This window comes from Streptomyces sp. CB00316, assembly GCF_001905595.1.
Lineage (GTDB): Bacteria > Actinomycetota > Actinomycetes > Streptomycetales > Streptomycetaceae > Streptomyces.
In genome coordinates, this window is record NZ_LIXI01000008.1 from 83,117 (window position 1) to 99,568 (window position 16,452).

General features: G+C 70.4%; 10 protein-coding genes and 1 pseudogene. 4 read left to right on the top strand and 7 right to left on the bottom strand.

Annotated elements, in window-relative coordinates:
- Positions 1-131 precede the first annotated feature (131 nt).
- Positions 132-1,631: an acyl-CoA synthetase gene (locus tag AMK21_RS22585; RefSeq protein WP_073880762.1), complete on the bottom strand. Its 1,500-nt coding sequence runs from the start codon at positions 1,629-1,631 to the stop codon at positions 132-134.
- Here AMK21_RS22585 and AMK21_RS37150 point away from each other — a divergent pair.
- Positions 1,607-1,873 (top strand): annotated as a pseudogene (locus AMK21_RS37150) (penicillin acylase family protein); the annotation flags it as partial. The gene AMK21_RS22585 and the pseudogene AMK21_RS37150 overlap by 25 nt on opposite strands.
- A gap of 192 nt (positions 1,874-2,065) precedes the next feature.
- On the opposite strand, the gene AMK21_RS22595 reads toward AMK21_RS37150, so the two are convergent.
- The 3 genes from AMK21_RS22595 to AMK21_RS22610 all read right to left on the bottom strand — a co-directional run bounded on the left by AMK21_RS22595 (position 2,066) and on the right by AMK21_RS22610 (position 6,039).
- Positions 2,066-4,834, bottom strand: a complete 2,769-nt coding sequence (locus AMK21_RS22595; protein ID WP_079181228.1) for a ribosome-inactivating family protein — start codon at positions 4,832-4,834, stop codon at positions 2,066-2,068.
- Positions 4,835-4,881: 47 nt separating this feature from the next.
- Positions 4,882-5,424 (bottom strand): hypothetical protein, encoded by a 543-nt coding sequence (locus tag AMK21_RS22605; protein WP_073880766.1) that lies wholly within the window; start codon positions 5,422-5,424, stop codon positions 4,882-4,884.
- A 69-nt stretch (positions 5,425-5,493) separates the two neighbouring features.
- Positions 5,494-6,039, bottom strand: coding sequence for a hypothetical protein (locus tag AMK21_RS22610; protein ID WP_143194877.1), 546 nt, complete (start codon positions 6,037-6,039; stop codon positions 5,494-5,496).
- Positions 6,040-6,395: 356 nt separating this feature from the next.
- On the opposite strand from AMK21_RS22610, the gene AMK21_RS22615 reads away from it, so the two are divergent.
- Positions 6,396-8,777: a helix-turn-helix domain-containing protein gene (locus AMK21_RS22615; protein WP_079181229.1), complete on the top strand. Its 2,382-nt coding sequence runs from the start codon at positions 6,396-6,398 to the stop codon at positions 8,775-8,777.
- Here the strand turns inward: AMK21_RS22615 and AMK21_RS22620 are convergent.
- Together AMK21_RS22620 and AMK21_RS22625 are read right to left on the bottom strand one after the other, a co-directional pair.
- Positions 8,689-10,239, bottom strand: coding sequence for an acyl-CoA synthetase (locus AMK21_RS22620; protein WP_073880772.1), 1,551 nt, complete (start codon positions 10,237-10,239; stop codon positions 8,689-8,691). The genes AMK21_RS22615 and AMK21_RS22620 overlap by 89 nt on opposite strands.
- A complete protein-coding gene (locus AMK21_RS22625; RefSeq protein WP_073880774.1) occupies positions 10,236-11,345 on the bottom strand; it encodes an NAD(P)H-dependent flavin oxidoreductase in 1,110 nt (369 codons plus the stop codon). Before AMK21_RS22625 ends, AMK21_RS22620 begins: the two co-directional genes overlap by 4 nt.
- A 221-nt stretch (positions 11,346-11,566) precedes the next feature.
- Here AMK21_RS22625 and AMK21_RS22630 point away from each other — a divergent pair, with 221 nt between their 5' ends.
- Positions 11,567-13,468 (top strand): serine hydrolase domain-containing protein, encoded by a 1,902-nt coding sequence (locus AMK21_RS22630; protein WP_199863263.1) that lies wholly within the window; start codon positions 11,567-11,569, stop codon positions 13,466-13,468.
- Positions 13,469-13,687: 219 nt separating this feature from the next.
- Positions 13,688-14,845 carry an SGNH/GDSL hydrolase family protein gene (locus AMK21_RS22635; RefSeq protein WP_073880776.1) on the top strand — a complete coding sequence of 386 codons (1,158 nt, stop codon included), beginning with the start codon at positions 13,688-13,690 and terminating at the stop codon, positions 14,843-14,845.
- A 3-nt stretch (positions 14,846-14,848) separates the two neighbouring features.
- On the opposite strand, the gene AMK21_RS22640 is transcribed toward AMK21_RS22635, so the two are convergent.
- Positions 14,849-16,444 (bottom strand): phytoene desaturase family protein, encoded by a 1,596-nt coding sequence (locus AMK21_RS22640; RefSeq protein WP_073880778.1) that lies wholly within the window; start codon positions 16,442-16,444, stop codon positions 14,849-14,851.
- Positions 16,445-16,452 lie beyond the last annotated feature (8 nt).

The window sequence follows — 16,452 nt, forward strand, 5'->3', positions numbered from 1 at the left end:
CCGATGGCGAGACCCGCGACGACGTCGATGTGGCAGAACAGGACCAGTGCCCCGCGCCGAGCCTCATCATCATCCGCCGTCCCCCCTTTTTGTTCGGTTCCCGGTTCGACACCCGCGGAGGGCGGGGTCCGTCACGCCAGCCGGTCCCGCAGTTGCCGCTTGAGGATCTTCCCGCTGGCGTTGCGCGGGAGCTCGTCCACGAAGACGACCCGCTTGGGCGCCTTGAAGTGGGCGAGCTTCTCGCGGGCGTGGTCGATCAGTTCGGTGTCGGTCGCCTCGCCACGCAGGACCACGACGGCGGTGACGGCCTCGATCCAGCGCTCGTCGGGCAGGCCGATGACCGCTGTCTCGGCGACGGCGGGGTGGGTGTAGAGGGCGTCCTCCACCTGGCGGGAGGCGACCAGGACGCCGCCGGAGTTGATGACGTCCTTCACCCGGTCGACGACGGTGAAGTAGCCCTCGGTGTCGCGGACCGCGAGGTCGCCGGAGCGGAACCAGCCGTCGCGGAAGGCCTCCGCCGTCTCCTGGGGCTTGTCCCAGTAGCCGGTGCAGAGCTGGGGTGAGCGGTAGACCACCTCACCCGGGGTGCCGTCCGGGACCTCGCGGCCCTCCTCGTCGACGACGCGGGCCTCCACGAAGAGGACGGGCCGGCCGCAGGACTCCATCCGGCCCTCGTGCTCGTCGGGGCCGAGGACGGTGGCGAGCGGGCCGATCTCGCTCTGGCCGAAGCAGTTGTAGAAGGCCAGGTGCGGCAGGCGGGCGCGCAGCCGTTCCAGGACGGGTACGGGCATGATCGACGCCCCGTAGTACGCCTTGCGGAGGGCGGAGAGGTCGCGGGTGGCGAAGTCCGGGTGGCTGGAGAGGCCGATCCAGACGGTGGGCGGGGCGAACAGGCTGTCGGCCAGGCCCGCTTCGACCAGGTCGAAGATCCGGCCGGCCTCGGGGGCCTCCAGGATGGTGTTCTCAGCACCGACCGCCAGATACGGCAGCAGGAACACGTGCATCTGGGCGGAGTGGTAGAGCGGCAGCGAGTGCACGGGCCGGTCGTCGGCCGCCAGACCGATGGCGGTGATCGCGCTGACGTACTCGTGGACCAGCGCCCTGTGCGTCATCATCGCCCCCTTGGGGAGGGCCGTGGTACCGGAGGTGTAGAGCAGTTGCACCAGGTCGCCGGAGCCGGGTGCGCGCTCCGGGGTGAAGGGCCGCTCGGTGTCCAGGGCGTCGAGGAGCGCGCCCGGATGGTCGCGCAGGGCGCGTACGGGACGGCCGACGGGGATGCGGTCCGCGAGGTCCGGGTCGGTGAGGACGAGGGCGGAGCCGGACTGGTCCAGGAGGTAGGCCAGGTCGTCGCCGGTGAGGTTCTGGTTGACGGGGACGTGGACGAGCCCGGCCCGGGCGCAGGCGAGGAAGGCGATCAGGTAGACATCGGAGTTGTGGGCGTACGAGGCCACCCGGTCGCCGGGGTGCAGCGCGTGTTCGGCGGTCAGGACGGCGGCCGCGGTGGAGACCGCCGCGTCGAGCGAACGGTAGGTCCAGGCCCGGTCGCCGTACCGCACGGCGGTCCGTCCAGGGGTGCGGCGGGCGCTGCGGGTGAGGACGCCGTCGACTGTGCTGCTGCGTACACCGGTCATGGCGTGATCCTGCGCGGGCGGGCCCGGCAGGTCAAGGGGCCGGTGGGGAGTGTCGCGGCGGCTGGATACCGTACACGCAGTACGGTCTTCCGCACATCGTGGTGAAGGACTCCGTGAACCTGGGCTTCGGCACCGGCTGGGCGCGGGCCGCCGACCAGGTGTGCACGCTCGCCGACGGGTTCGTCACGGTACGCGGCGAGCGGGGGCCGGGCTGCGCCGGTTTCTGGAGCGTCCAGGTCGCCGTCCCATCGTTCATAGTCCTGTCTACGACGAGACCACGCACCAAGCGAGCCGGGCAGCGATGCGGATCCTCGTCGGGTTCCGCGCTTTCGGAGAAACGTGGAACCCGACTCTGGTGACGGCCGCCGTCCGCCTCGGCTGTCTGGTCGCGCCCGGCAAGGAACTGCCGGGGCCGCCCTGTGACCGTCGCCCGGCTATGCGGCGTTCCTGAGGAACACCGATGCACCCGGCGCGCTGTGGAAGATGTTCACTCCCACGTTGCCGTGTGAGAATTCGTCGTTCTCGTGTCCGTTCCAGTCCGAGAGCGGAGCACCGTTCTGTGTGAGGTGTTGGAAGCGGCTGGGGTCGTCGGCGGCGGAGCCGAACTGGTAGACCGGCTGTGCGCCGCCTCCGGACCTGCTGTACGGCAGGTAGTCGACGTAGGGGCCACCGGGGACGAGCTGCTTGGCGAGGACGTTGTTGTGGAAGACGTTCTGCGGTCCGGAGGACCCGGCCCACTTCACCGCCTTCGCCCCGGCCGCCCACCAGATCGGATACCAGGTGCCGGCCTCCACCTCGCCGCCTTCGCCGCCGCAGCGGGCGGTGCAGTTCCCGGAGTAGTGCTCGTACGGCACGCGCACGGTGTTGTTCTCGAACAGGTTGCGGCGCTCCCAGCCGCCGTGGAGATTCAGGTCCGAGTCGAAGTCGTTCGCGTACACGACGTTGCCGGAGGCGGACCACTGCAGGGTGAAGTGCCGCAGATTGCGTGTGGTGTTGTACGCGTACAGGGAGTCCCAGACGCGGCTGCCGCGGAAGTAGCCGTTGCCACCCTTGCCCTTGTTCCAGGCGCCGTCGAGGTGGTTCCCCTCGAACTGCAGGTTCTTGGCGACCTCGGTGACGATGGGATGCGAGCCCGTCATCTCCGCGCGCACGCCGCGGGCCCATGAGTCCGCCGCCCACTTGAAGACGAGACCGTGCATCGCGGACTCGGGTGCCAGGTTCCCGTAGTTGTGTTTCGCCTGCTCCGGGCTCAGCTTCGGCATCTCCTGGGTGAAGGAGAAGTTCTCGAAGCCGACGCCGACCACCATCTTCAGCGGGGTCACCTTGCTGGCGTAGGCGGTGCCGTCGATCGGCGCGGAGCCGTCGGATGTGGAGTCGACGGGGAGGTCGAACTCCAGCGGCCTGTCGACGGTCATGGTGCGGTTCTCGGCGTCCACCGTGCTGATACGGAAGACCTGCTGACGCATGTGCAGATTGTTGATCCGCGTCTCGTCCAGGGCTTCCTGCTGCTCGTAGAACTTGCGGCTGTTCGCGGCGCCCACCCAGAGGTGCCCGCCTTTCCGGAACCGCGACATGTTCGCCTTGGCGTCCAAGTGGATCAGTCGGCCGCCTTCCTTGGCGGAGTAGGCCGGTTCATCGGTGGAACCGCGCAGCTTCGCTCCCGAGGCCCAGTGCTGGTTGACCGAGCCTTCGTAGAGGTCCTTGCGGTTGGAGGGAGCGGCGGCCCATTCGTCGGCGTAGCGGGGGGCGACCTCCCGGGTCTGGACCCGGAACAGTCCCCGGCCGGGCCAGATCCAGCCCCCCTTGGCGGTGTCGGCACCGGCCTCGTGGACCATCGAGTCAGGGTCCCACCGGCTGCCGTCCTTGGTCAGCGTGTCGTAGCGCGTGTCGGCGTCCGGGCGGAACACGATGTGGGTGGTCCTGCCGTTCACCGGGTCGCTGCCCTGTCCGCGGATCACGAGGTAGTCGGCGTCCACGGAGATCTGGCGTGTGATGTCGAGACGTCCGGCGGGCAGGGTGATCAGGGACAGCTGGTCGAAGTTGGCCCCGCCACTGCAACGGCTGCCAATGTCGTCGATCGCGCGCTGCAGGCCATCGGAGTCGTCCGTGCCGTCGTCCGGCTTCACGGCGTATGTCTCGGACAGCTTCTCCGGTGTGATCCGGCAGGCCGCGTCCGCGGTGTACTGCTGGTGATCGGGCAGCGCGCTGCCGCCGCGGTAGCCGACCTGGGTCCAGTCCGGCAGGCCGCTGGAAGCACCGAGACGGTCCTTGGAAGTGAGGGCTGAAACGCAGGTCGCGGCCCCGCTCCCCGAACACATTCGGGATGGCGGGTTCCCCTTGGGGATATGGAGAATGTTGATGTTTGCTCTCAGCGCGCTGAGGTACAGGGTGAGTGCCCTGCGCCCGACTTCCATGGTGTAGTGGAACCCGGTCCTGATGACCTCGGACATGTCGGCCCAGTTGGTGATGTACGGCTCGTATTCAACCGCTGGCCAGCCCTCCCCCGCGGCCAGTGCTGTATGAACCGCGTCCCTGACGTTGTTGAACCGTGCCCCCTCCATCAAGGTCATGACCAGCCTCGCGAGGTGGGGGCCCGCGCTATCCATGCTTGAGCGTTCCGTCCTGGTGTAGCCAAGCTGTTCGACGGCATTACGGAGATCTTCGCCGGAGATATCCTGGTTCCAAACGTTTGCCCCGCCCATACCGCGTTCGCCGTACCGGCTCAAGTAGGGCAGATTCACCCTTTGAACTTGGCTGTCGACCGGCCCGAAGAATCCTTGGGGCACCTCCCCCAGGTCAGGTTCATTGAAGCGGAAGAATCGGTGAGTGCCGAGAGTGATCTGGTAGAACCCCATCACGTACATGCTGTCAAGACGTATGACCAGGCTGACGGATGGCATGTTCGTGCTTCTGCGCAGGCTATCGAGACTGACGAGAGCATAGCCGTTGCGGGTTATCGGGTTCGGGCGGGCCAGATCGTACGGAAGGGCCCGCGCCGGGGCGGATGCTGAGGTCGTCCGATGCCCTCTCCGGTTTCCACCCTGCCCCGAATGCTCCGCTCCCCGGGCCTCTTCAAGGATGGTCTGGACGACGCGCAAGTAGTTGGCCGCCACGTCGTCTTCCTCATCCTGAGCCGCGGCGGGTCTACTGAGGACCGTAACGGTGGATACGAGAGCGAGGACGAGTGCTAGGAAGCAGCACATGACGGCATCAGGGAAGCGCTGATCACGCGCTCCGGCAGGGGGGTGATTCACCACGGCACCACGTAATCAATCGTCGCGACAGGAGTTCCATTCGATTCGCTTGCGTCGTTGGCCCAGTAGGCGACGGTGTACGTCTTACCCGGTTCCAGCCCGTCGTCACCCGCCGGTATGGCCGCGGCCCCATAAGCCATACAGCGATCGTGTTCGTTCGGGCAGACCCAGTCCCAGTCCTTTCGGTGGGCCTTTTCGAGCCGTCCGTGTTCGTAAATTCCGATCCAGTCGCCCTGCTTGGCCGGGTTCCGGCCGACCGGAGCGAGGTAGGTCACCACGAGACCGGTGTCCTTGGCATTGGTGATGCCTTTCTCCCTGATGTGGGCGGTGGTCCAGGTGGCGTCCAGGATGCTGAACTCGCTGGTGCTGCCGGAAGACGCGGCAAGGCTGGTCCGCTGAAGCTTCTGCGTGTTGGCGCTCTTCGTCATGTGCAGCAGAAAGGACTGCGTACCCGTAACGAGCAGAGCGGAGCAGAGGGCAGCGGCTGCGACGGGGAGGATTCTGCGCCGCCCGCCGTCTCGGCGCTTCGTGAAGCGCATGGTAAGAACTCCTTTCCGGGGAATCGGGTTCGGTTGGCCATGAGTGATTCGAGTGATCTGACGGGCGGGTTACCAGGGCACGTGATAGTCGATGGTCACGGCGGGTTGCCCGCTCGACTCGTCCGATTTGTTGGTCCAGTAGGCCACGGTGTACGTCTTGCCCGATTCCAGGCCGTCATTTCCTGCGGGAACAATGGCGGAGCCGAACGACTTGCAGCGGTGGTGCTCGTTCGGGCAGACCCAGTCCCAGTCCTTTCGGTGAGCCTTGTCGAGCTGTCCACGTTCATAGATTCCGACCCAGTCACCCTGCTCACCGGGGTTCCGGCCGGGCGGTCCGACATACGAGACCACCAGACCCGTGTCGAAGTCCTGGAGGTGCAGGCCCTTCTGGATGATGTGTGCGGTGGTCCAGACGGGCTCGTAGAGCACGAACTCCCCCTCCCGCACCCCCATGCCGGCCGGACTGACGCTCTTCACTTCCTGTGGTGAATCCCGCTCACCCACGCGGGAGACCAGGCTTTGCGCCCCCAGAGCCACCGCCGCAGAACAGACGACCGCCATCACCACGGGAACCAACCCGCTCCGGCGTCTTCCTTCGCGCTCAGAGAAGCGCATGGCGCAACCCTCCACCCATGACGTCCCTGCCTTCTTCTGTGATCTGTATGGAACGAAAGGACCTGAAGGGCACCGGAAGCACGGAAAGAGTTCCGAGGTGTGAAGCCACCTGCTCGCGGCGGGCACCACGTCCCGCTGTCGCCGGGATGGGCCGACACGGTGTGCCGGCCCATGACGGGACGGGAGGCGTGTCCGTCTTCCTGGTCCAGAGGCCGACGGTCCTTTGTTTCGAGTTGATCAATACAGTGAGGTCAACACCAGGCGAAAGCCCCGGCAGAAGTACGGTCCGGGATACTTCTGCCGGTAGTGCCGTGCTCAGAACGCATACTCGGCACACGTACAGGAGAGGCCGGTTCATGAGCAGCACAACGCCCCCAAAGCGTGAGTTCGGTGAACTCGTACGCGGTCTGCGTATGCGCGCGGGGCTCAGCCAGGAGCAACTCGCCCACACCTCGGGTGTGAGCGTACGAGCGCTGGCGGACATGGAACGGGGCCGCACCGGGGGGCCGCAGCGCCGCACCGTCGAGGCTTTGGCCCGCGGGCTGGCTCTGAGCACGGAGGAAGCGCGAACGCTGGAGGCGGCCGCACTCCCCGGACGGGCCCGGACAGTTCAGGCCGTTGTCCCAGCGAGCCCAGGACCCCTGCCTCTGCCGCGGGACACCCGTGACTTCACCGCCCGGGGCCAGGCGCTGGCCACCGTCCTCGCCGTTGCCGAGAGCTCGGACACCGCTCACCCGCCCGTCATCGTCGTGACGGGTCAGCCCGGCCTCGGCAAGACAGCGTTCGGTATACATACCGCTCACGCCCTCGCCCCGCGGTTCACCGACGGACAGCTCTTCCTCAATCTGCGCGGCATGGACACGGAACCGGCCGATCCACGGGACGTACTGGCCACGCTCCTGCGTGCCCTGGGCGTTCCCGGACATGCCGTCCCCCACAGCCTGTCGGAACGCTCCGGCATGCTGCGCTCGATTGCCGCGACCCGCCGTCTGCTGCTGGTATTGGACAACGCCGCCGACGATGACCAGGTACGCCCCCTGCTGCCGAGCACCGGCTCCTCGCTGACCATCATCACCAGCCGGAGCGGCCTCACCGGCCTCGAGGCCGCGCACAGGGTCGACCTCCCCTTGCTGCGTCGTGAGGAGTCCGTAGAACTGCTGACCCGGATCATCGGCTCCGAGCGCGTCGACCGGGAGGCCCAGACGGCACGCGATCTGGCTGACCTGTGCGGGCATCTTCCCCTGGCGATCCGCATCGCCGGGCAGCGGCTCGCCGGCCGACCGCAGGAGCTCCTGGACAAACTCGCAACGCAACTCGCCCGTGAAGAGCGCCGCCTGGACCTGCTCAAGGCCGGTGACCTTCAGGTGAGAGCGGCCTTCGCCCTGTCCTACCAGCAGCTCGGCTCCGTTTCCCGTACCCTTCTGCGCCGCTCCGCACTGGCCGCGGGCCAGGGCTTCAGCCCCGAGACCGCCGCCGTTCTGGCCGAAACGACCTTACGCGAGGCGGAGCTGGGGCTTGAGGAGTTGTCCGACCAAGGGCTCCTGCAGGCGGAGGCCACGGTCGAGCGGTACCGGTTCCACGACCTCCTCAGGCTGTTCGCCGCCGAGTTGGCGGCCGCCGAGGACGATGGTGCGGCGGAAGAAGCCGCCCGGGACCGGGCCGCGCGCTGGATGCTGGCCCGGGCGACGGCCGCCGGACTCCACTTCGAAGCCCAGCAGCACCGGACCCCGGACAACGACCCCGACCCGGCCACCGCCCCCGTCGGCCGGGCGCAGGCCCGCTCCTGGCTGGAGGCAGAGCGGTGTCAGTGGCTCGCGGCGCTCAGACACGCCCACAGCGCCGGATGGCACCGGGCGGTTGTCGACACGGCCGAGGCGATGCACTGGTTCTCCGATCTGACCCAGCACTGGGAGCTATGGGTGGAGGTCTTCCGCCGCGCCGCCGACGCGGCCCGCGCCCTGGGCTCCATACGGGAAGAGGCCACCCACCTCAACTACCTCGCCTGGGCCTACAACATGTGTCTCTACGACCACCACGCCGCGCTGGAGGCCGCCCGCGCCGCGTACCGCGCCGCCCGTGAAAGCGATGACAGACTTCAGATGGGCTGGGCGTTGGGGTACGCGGCCGGTGCGCTGCGCCGTCTCGGCCGGACGGAAGAGGCCGTGGCCGGATTCCGGGACTCGGCCGCCTGCCACCAGCAGGCCAGCACCCTCCAGGGCAGGCTCGCCGAACTGTCCACCCTCAACGCCCTCGGTGAGATCCTGCGTCACCAGGGGTGCGCCGACCAGGCCCTGGAAATCCATCGTCGCAGTGACGAGATCTGCCACGCGGGCATTCCCGGGCTGTCACCCGACCTGCTGGCCCTCTACCAGGCAGTGACTCTGCAGCACCTCGGAATCGACCACGCGGCTCTCGGCCAGTGGCAGCAGGCCGAGGGACCGCTGCGCGAGGCCCTCGCCACCTTCGAGAGCGCGGACATGCCAGCCTGGAGCGGGCCCGTCCACCTCGAACTGGGCACGGTCCTCCGACACATGGGCAAATTCGCCGAGGCCCGCGTGGCCGTGCTCACCTCCCTGCATACGCTCACCGAGCACAAGAGCCCCCGCCAGGCCGACGCCGTAGCCGAACTGCAGTTGCTCGACGCCTTGGTCACAGGGGACGTCGGTGCCCCTCCCAGTACGGTTCTCTCAACCGGCGCTTGTACAGCTTGCCGTTGGGATCGCGAGGCATCGCGGTGACGAAGTCGACGGAACGGGGGCGTTTGTAGCCGGCGAGGCGTTCCCCGCAGTGGGCGAGGATCTCGGCGGCGAGCGCGTCGCCGGGCTCGTACCCCTCGGCCGGTTCGACAACGGCCTTGACCTCCTCGCCCCGATCGGCGTGCGGGATGCCGAAGGCGGCGGCGTCCGCGACGGCGGGGTGGGTGAGGAGGGCTGACTCGATCTCGGCGGGGTAGATGTTCACGCCACCCGCGATGATCATGTCGATCTTCCGGTCGCGGAGGAAGAGATAGCCGTCCGCGTCCAGCACGCCGAGGTCGCCGACGGTGAAGAAGTCGCCGATGCGGTACTTGCGGGTCTTGGCCTCGTCCTTGTGGTAGCTGAAGCCGCCGGTGCTCATCTTCATGTAGACCGTGCCCAGTTGACCAGCCGGCAGCTGGTTCCCTTCGTCGTCGAAAACGGCGAGTTCGCTGATCGGCCAGGCCTTGCCGACGGTGCCGGGCTTCTTGAGCCAGTCCTCGGCGGTGGCGAAGGCCCCGCCGCCCTCACTGGCCGCGTAGTACTCCTCGACGCAGCTCCCCCACCAGTCGATCATGGCGCGTTTCACATGGTCGGGGCAGGGTGCGGCCCCGTGGATGGCGTGGCGCATGGAGGAGACGTCGTAGCGGGCCTTCACCTCGTCGGGCAGCGCGAGCAGCCGGTGGAACTGGGTCGGGACCATGTGCGTGTGAGTGCAGCGGTGGGTGTCGATCAGCCGCAGCATCTCCTCGGGCGCCCAGCCGTCCATCAGCACCAGCGGGTGGCCGATGTGCAGAGCCGCGCTCGCGAACTGGAGGACGGCCGTGTGGTAGAGCGGCGAGCAGACGATATGGACGTTGTCGTCGAAGGGCCGGATGCCGAAGATGCCGAGGAAACCGCCGAGGTACGTCTCCTCCGGGGGCTTGCCGGGCAGGGGGCGGCGGATACCGCGCGGGCGGCCGGTGGTGCCGGAGGTGTAGTTCATGACCCAGCCGAGGGTGCGGCCCTCGGGCGGGGCGGCGGGGTGGCCGTCCAGCAGGTCGGCGTAAGGACGGCAGCCGGGGGCGGTGCCGACGGCGTAGCGGTGGCTCTCCGGGAGCCCGGCCTCGTCGGCGGCTGCCGTGGCGGCGGTCGCGAAGCGTTCGTGGGTGATGAGGACACGGGCCCCGGAGTCGGCGACGATCCAGGCGATCTCGGGGCCGACGAGGTGGTGGTTGACCGGGACGAGGTAGAAGCCGGCCTGCGCGGCGGCGAGGTGGGCGGTGAGCAGCTCGGTGCCGTTGGGCAGGACGACGGCGAACGCGTCCCCTTCGCGCATCCCCGCCGCGCGCAGTCCGTGGACCATGCGGTTGGCGTCTGCGTGCAGCCTACCCGCGCTCCACTCCTCACCGCCGGGCGCGACGAGTACGGTCCGGTCGGGGTCGGCGGCGGCCTGGGCCCAGAAGCCGTTGGGCGGCTGGTTCACGTGGCGCTCCTTCCGGCGATGCGGTTGATGCGGGTGACGGCCCGTTCGAAGCCGCGCGTCAGGTCGTCGACGACCGCCTGGACGCTGCGTTCGCTGGTCATGCGGCCGACGATCTGCCCGACGGGGGTGCCGAGCAGCTCCCCGACCTCGTACTTCTGGATCCGGGAGACGGCTTCCGCGACCAGCAGGCCCTGAAGCGGCATGGGCAGGGTGCCCGGTCCGGCCGGGTCGTCCCAGGCGTCGGTCCATACGGTACGGAGCTGGCGCGCGGGTTTTCCGGTGAGGGCGCGGGAGCGGACGGTGTCGCCGGAGCCTGCGGCGAGGAGCTTGCGGGTGAGCGCCGCCGAATGGAGGTCGGCCTCCTCGGTGGTGAGCCAGAGGGAGCCGAGCCAGACGCCCTGGGCGCCGAGGGCGAGCCCGGCGGCGGCTTGTTCGCCGCTGCCGATGCCTCCGGCGGCGAGCACGGGCAGCGGGGCGACGGCCTCCACGACTTCGGGGACGAGCACCATCGAGCCGATCTCGCCGGTGTGGCCGCCCGCCTCGTACCCCTGGGCGACGACGACGTCGATGCCCGCGGCCGCGTGCCGGCGGGCGTGTTCGGCGCTGCCGGCGAGGGCGGCGACGAGGACCCCGTGGGCGTGGGCGCGCTCGACGACGTCGGGGGGCGGGGAGCCGAGGGCGTTGGCGAGGAGCTTGATCGGATGGTCGAAGGCCACGTCGAGCTGGCCCCGGGCGACCTCCTCCATCCAGCCGGTGATACGCCAGCCGGACGCCTCCCCCTCGGCGAGTTCGGGCACGCCGTAGCGGGTGAGCAGCTCCTGGACGAACCCCCGGTGCGCCTCCGGGATCATCGCCTCGACGTCGGCCTCGGTCACCCCTTCGACCTTCTTGGCCGGCATGACGACATCGAGGCCGTAAGGCTTTCCGTCGGCGAGCTCCTCCAGCCGGTCGAGGTCCCGGGCCAGCTCCTGCGGGTCGGTGTAGCGGACCGCGCCGAGCACCCCGAATCCCCCGGCTCTGCTGATGGCCGCCGCGACGGCGGGGAACGGCGTGAAGCCGAAGATGGCGTGCTCGATGCCCAGTTCTCTGCTCAGCTCCGTCTCCATGGGCGGCAGGATGCCGCAGCCGGACGGACGAGGGAAGGGATTTTCTGATGCCATGTCAGATTCTTTGCGGGCCCGGAGGCGTACGGGGCGGCGGGGGCGGCAGTAATCTCTGCGGCGGCAGGAACTTTCACTGCTCGGCGAGATTTCGGAAGTAACTTTCGCACCGGGGCGCTCGCGCGGGATCGCGCCGGGCCGGCTCCGGGCACGGGAAGGGGTTGCGGATGACCGGGTACGCGGCGGAGAACGGGGACACGGCGGCAGGCGGGCTCCCGGACGGCGGCGCCACGGGCAGCGGCATCGGCCGCCGGCGCCTGGGCGGCGGGATACTGGCGTTGGGCGGCGCACTCGCCCTGGCGCCGCTCCCCCTGGCCGGGGCGGCCGAACGGGGCGCGCCGGGCAGGGGCCCGGTGACGGCGGACGCGGGAGCGAGCATGGGATCAGGGGCGCGGCGGCCCGAGCACCGACCCACGCTGCGTCGCGGCAGCGCGGCCCGCGCGGGGCTGCTCCAGGGACCGCTGGACCAGCTGGTGCGCGAGGCGGAGGCGTACCTCGCCGACTCCCCCAAGCACCCCTGGTACGCCGGCGCGGTGCTGCTCGCCGGGCGGGGCGGCACGGTGGCGCTGCACCGGCCGATCGGCAAGGCGGTGCGCTACGCGGCGTACGACGAGACGACGGACACCGGGGTGGAGTTCCCGGCGGAGCAGCAGATCGCGATGGCCGAGGACACCGTCTTCGACCTGGCCTCCATCTCGAAGCTGTTCACGTCGGTCCTGGCGGTGCAGCAGATCGAGCGCGGCGCGCTGGAGCTGGAGGCCACCGTGGCCTCGTACCTCCCGGACTTCGCGGGCGGCGGCAAGCAGGACATCACGGTCCGTCAGCTGCTCACGCACACCTCGGGTTTCCGGGCCTGGATCCCGCTCCACCAGGAGCCGACCCGGGAGGGGAAGCTCCGGATGCTCTGGGACGAGGTCCCGGCGTCCGCCCCCGGCAGCGCCTATCTCTACTCCGACCTCAACCTGATCTCGCTGCAACTGATCCTGGAGCAGATCACCGGTCACTCTCTGGATGCCCTGCTCCGTGACGAGATCACCGCTCCGCTCGGGATGCACCGGACGCGCTACAACCCGCCCGCCTCCTGGAAGCCGAAGATCGCGGCCACCGAGGACGCCCGGCTGCCGTGGTCCGGCCTCGAACGCGGCCTGGTCTGGGGCGAGGTGCACGATGAGAACGCCTACAGCTTCGACGGAGTGGCCGGTCACGCCGGCGTGTTCTCCTGCGCCTGGGACCTGGCCGTCCTCGCCCGCACCCTCCTCAACGGCGGCGTCTACGGCCGCTCCCGCATCCTGTCCGAGGACTCCGTCGACCTCCTCTTCACCGACTTCAACACCGCGTTCCCGGGCGACGAGCACGGCCTCGGCTTCGAGCTCTACCAGCACTGGTACATGGGCGCGATGTCCACTCCGCGCACGGCGGGCCACACCGGGTTCACCGGGACCAGCCTGGTGCTCGACCCGTCGACCGACACGTTCCTGATCGTGCTGGGCAACTCGGTGCATCCCGTACGGAGCTGGCGCTCGGGCAGCGCACCCCGGGTGGCGACCGCCAACCAGCTGGCCCGGGCCGTCCCGGTCCGGCCGGAGCGGGGGCGGACGGCCTGGTTCTCCGGGATGGCGAGCGCGTCGACCGCCACGCTGACCATGCCCGTACTGCGCCTGGCTTCCGCACGCTCCCGGCTGGAGTGCGCCCTGTGGTGGGACACCGAACCCGGCTCCGACCGGCTGGCTCTGGAGGTGTCGGCGGGCCAGGAGTGGCAGCCGGTGCCGTTCACCACCGTGGGCTCGCATCCCGGCCAGCACCGCCCGGACCCGCGTCCGCATCCGCAGGGCTGGGTGTCCGGGTGGTCGGGGCGGGTGTGGCACCGGCTGGAGGCGGACCTGTCGCCCTGGCGCGGCAAGGGCGTGCAACTGCGGTGGCGGTACACCACCGACCAGCTGTACGTGGGGCGCGGCGCGTACGTGGACTCCCTGCGGGTGAGGGACGGCGGCGTCACGGTCTTCGACTCCGACCGGCCCCGGGACGCGGGGCGGATCGCGGCGACGGGCTGGGTGCTGTCGGCCGACTGAGCGGCGGGGCGGGCGGCGGTGCGCGTGGTGGGCTGTCGCGCGCCGGGCGCTGCCGTCACAATGGCGGCGCGGCCGGAGCGGAACGATGTCACCACCGGTTCATCTGGGGGCCGTTGGATGGCACGGGCCATACGCAAGCCGCTCCCCGTGGCCGATTCCAGGAGGCACACCCATGAGCAGTGTCCGGCGCACCGCCCCCTCCGCCCGGGTGCTCTCCCGGTGACCGGCGGCCAGCTCTCCGTACCGGCGAGGCGGGGACTGCTGTACGCGGCGGCAGCCGGAATCACGACGGCCCTCACCGCCCCGGACGCCCGGGCGGCCACGCCCGGCCGCGCCCCCTCGGCCACCTCCTGGACCGCCTCCTGGGCCACCGCGCAGACCGCGCCCACGGCGGCCGACCCGCTCGCGGCCACCGGTCTCACCGACGGGCTCTGCACCGCGCGGCTGCGGCTCTCGGCAGGCGGGCAGGTCCGACTGCGGTACGCACACGCCTTCGGGACCGCGCCGGTGCTGGTGGGCCCGGTGACCGCCGACGGCCGGCCGGTCACCTTCGGCGGGCGGCCGCAGGAGTGGCTGGCGGCGGGCGCCTCCCTCACCAGCGATCCGGTGGCGGGGCTCCGGGTGGAGCACGGGTCCCTGCTGACGGTCCGGACGCGGCTCCCGGGACCCACCGGCCCGCTCTCCTTCCACCGCAACACCCACGCCTGGCACACCGTCGACGGCATCCGCACCCGGTCCGTCCTCCTCCTGACCGGGGTCGAGACGACCGGGGCGCGCGGCCCGGTCCTCGCCGTGCTGGGCGACTCCATCGCGGAGGGCTCCGGCACACCCGACGACGCGGACCTCCGCTGGCCCGACCAGCTGGCCCGCAGGCTGCCCGGCTCCGCCGTCGCCAACCTCGGCATCAGCGGCAACCGGCTGCTGCTCGACAGCGACCGCTACGGGGTCGGTGGTCAGGCCCGCTTCGACCGGGACGTGCTGTCGCTACCCGGGCTGCGGACGGTCCTGGTGCACCTGGGCGTCAACGACCTCCACCATGTGCCCGCCGAGCGCGACCCGTCGCGGATGGTGGCCGCGTACCGCCAACTGGCCCTGCGCGCCCGGTCCGCCGGCCTGCGGGTGGTGGGCGCCACCATCGCCCCGTTCGAAGGGTGGACGCGCTGGACTCCGGAGCAGGACGTGGTACGCCAGCAGGTCAACGAGGCCGTGCGCACCGGGCCGATCTTCGACACCGTCGCCGACTTCGACGCCGTGCTCCGCGACCCGGACCACCCCTCCCGGCTGCTGCCGGCGTACGACAGCGGCGACGGCCTGCACCCCGGGCCGGCGGGGCACACCGCCATCGCCGCCGCCGTCGAGGGCCGCGACCTGCGGTAGGGGCTAACCCAGGGCCGCCATCGCCGCGTTGTGGCCGGGCACCCCGCTGACCCCGCCGCCGCGCACCGCGCCCGCCCCGCAGAGCAGGACATTGGCGTGAGCGGTCTCCACGCCCCACCGCCCGGTCGTCTCGCTCTCGTACGGGAAGGAGAGGTCGCGGTGGAAGATGTGGCCGCCGGGCAGGCGCAGATCCCGTTCGAGGTCGAGGGGCGTCTTGGCCTCGATGCAGGGTTCGCCTCTCTCGTCGAGGGCCAGGCAGTCGGTGATCGGCTCCTCCAGGTGGGCGTCCAGTTCGGCGAGGGTGGCCTTCAGCAGGGCGGCGCGGGCGGTGTCGTTGTCGGCGGCGAAGAGCCGGGCCGGGGCGTGGAGGCCGAAGAGGGTGAGGGTCTGGTAGCCGCGCGCGGCGAGGTCGGGGCCGAGGATCGAGGGGTCGGTCAGCGAGTGGCAGTAGATCTCGGACGGCGGTGCGGCGGGCAGCCGTCCGGCCGCCGCGTCCCGGTAGGCGTCGGCCAACTGCCCGTACCCCTCGGCGATGTGGAACGTACCCGCGAAGGCCTGTCGGGGGTCCACGGACCGGTCGCGGAGCTCGGGGAGCCGGGTGAGCAGCATGTTCACCTTGAGCTGGGCGCCCTCGGCGGGCTCCGGCGGGGTCTTTCCGAGGAGGGCGGCGAGCGCCTGCGGGGAGGCGTTGACCAGCACCCGGCGGGCGGCGATGACCTGTTCGCCGTCCGGTGTGCGGACGGTGACCTCGGCGTGGGTGCCGTCGGTCTCGATCCGGGTCGCCTCGTGCCGTACGCGGATCTCGGCGCCCGCCGCACGGGCGGCCCCGGCGAGGGCGTCGGTGAGGGCGCCCATGCCGCCGACGGGGACGTCCCAGTCGCCGGTCCCGCCGCCGATCACGTGGTAGAGGAAACACCGGTTCTGGAGCAGTGAGGGATCGTGGGCGTCGGCGAAGGTGCCGATCAGAGCGTCGGTCAGCACCACGCCGCGTACCAGGTCGTCGGTGAAGTTCCGCTCGACGGCCACCCCGATGGGCTCCTCGAACAGGGTCCGCCATGCCTCGGCGTCGTCGATCCGGGCCTTCAGCGCGTCGCGGGCGGGCAGCGGCTCGGTGAGGGTCGGGAAGACCCGTTCGGCCACGCGCCGCGTCATGGCGTAGAAGCGCTGCCACGCCTCGTACTCCCGCTCTCCCCCGGTCAGCGCGGCGAACGACTCCCGCGTACGGTCGCCGCCGACGAGGAGTCCGGTGGGCCGCCCGTCGCGCAGCGCCGGAGTGTACGAGGAGACGGTCCGCTTGCGTACGGCGAAGTCGAGGCCGAGATCGCGGACGATCTTCCGCGGCAGCAGCGAGACCAGGTAGGAGTAGCGCGAGAGGCGGGCGTCGACGCCGGCGAAGGGGCGGGTCGAGACGGCCGCTCCCCCGGTGGTGTCCAGGCGTTCCAGGACGAGGACGGACTGTCCGGCGCGGGCGAGGTAGGCGGCTGCGACCAGACCGTTGTGGCCGCCGCCCACGATCACGGCGTCGTAGCGGCCCCGGACGGGCGCGTGCGGCTGGAGGTGGGCGGACGGGTGGGGTGCGGACGGCTCAGGTGCGGGCATGCACCTTC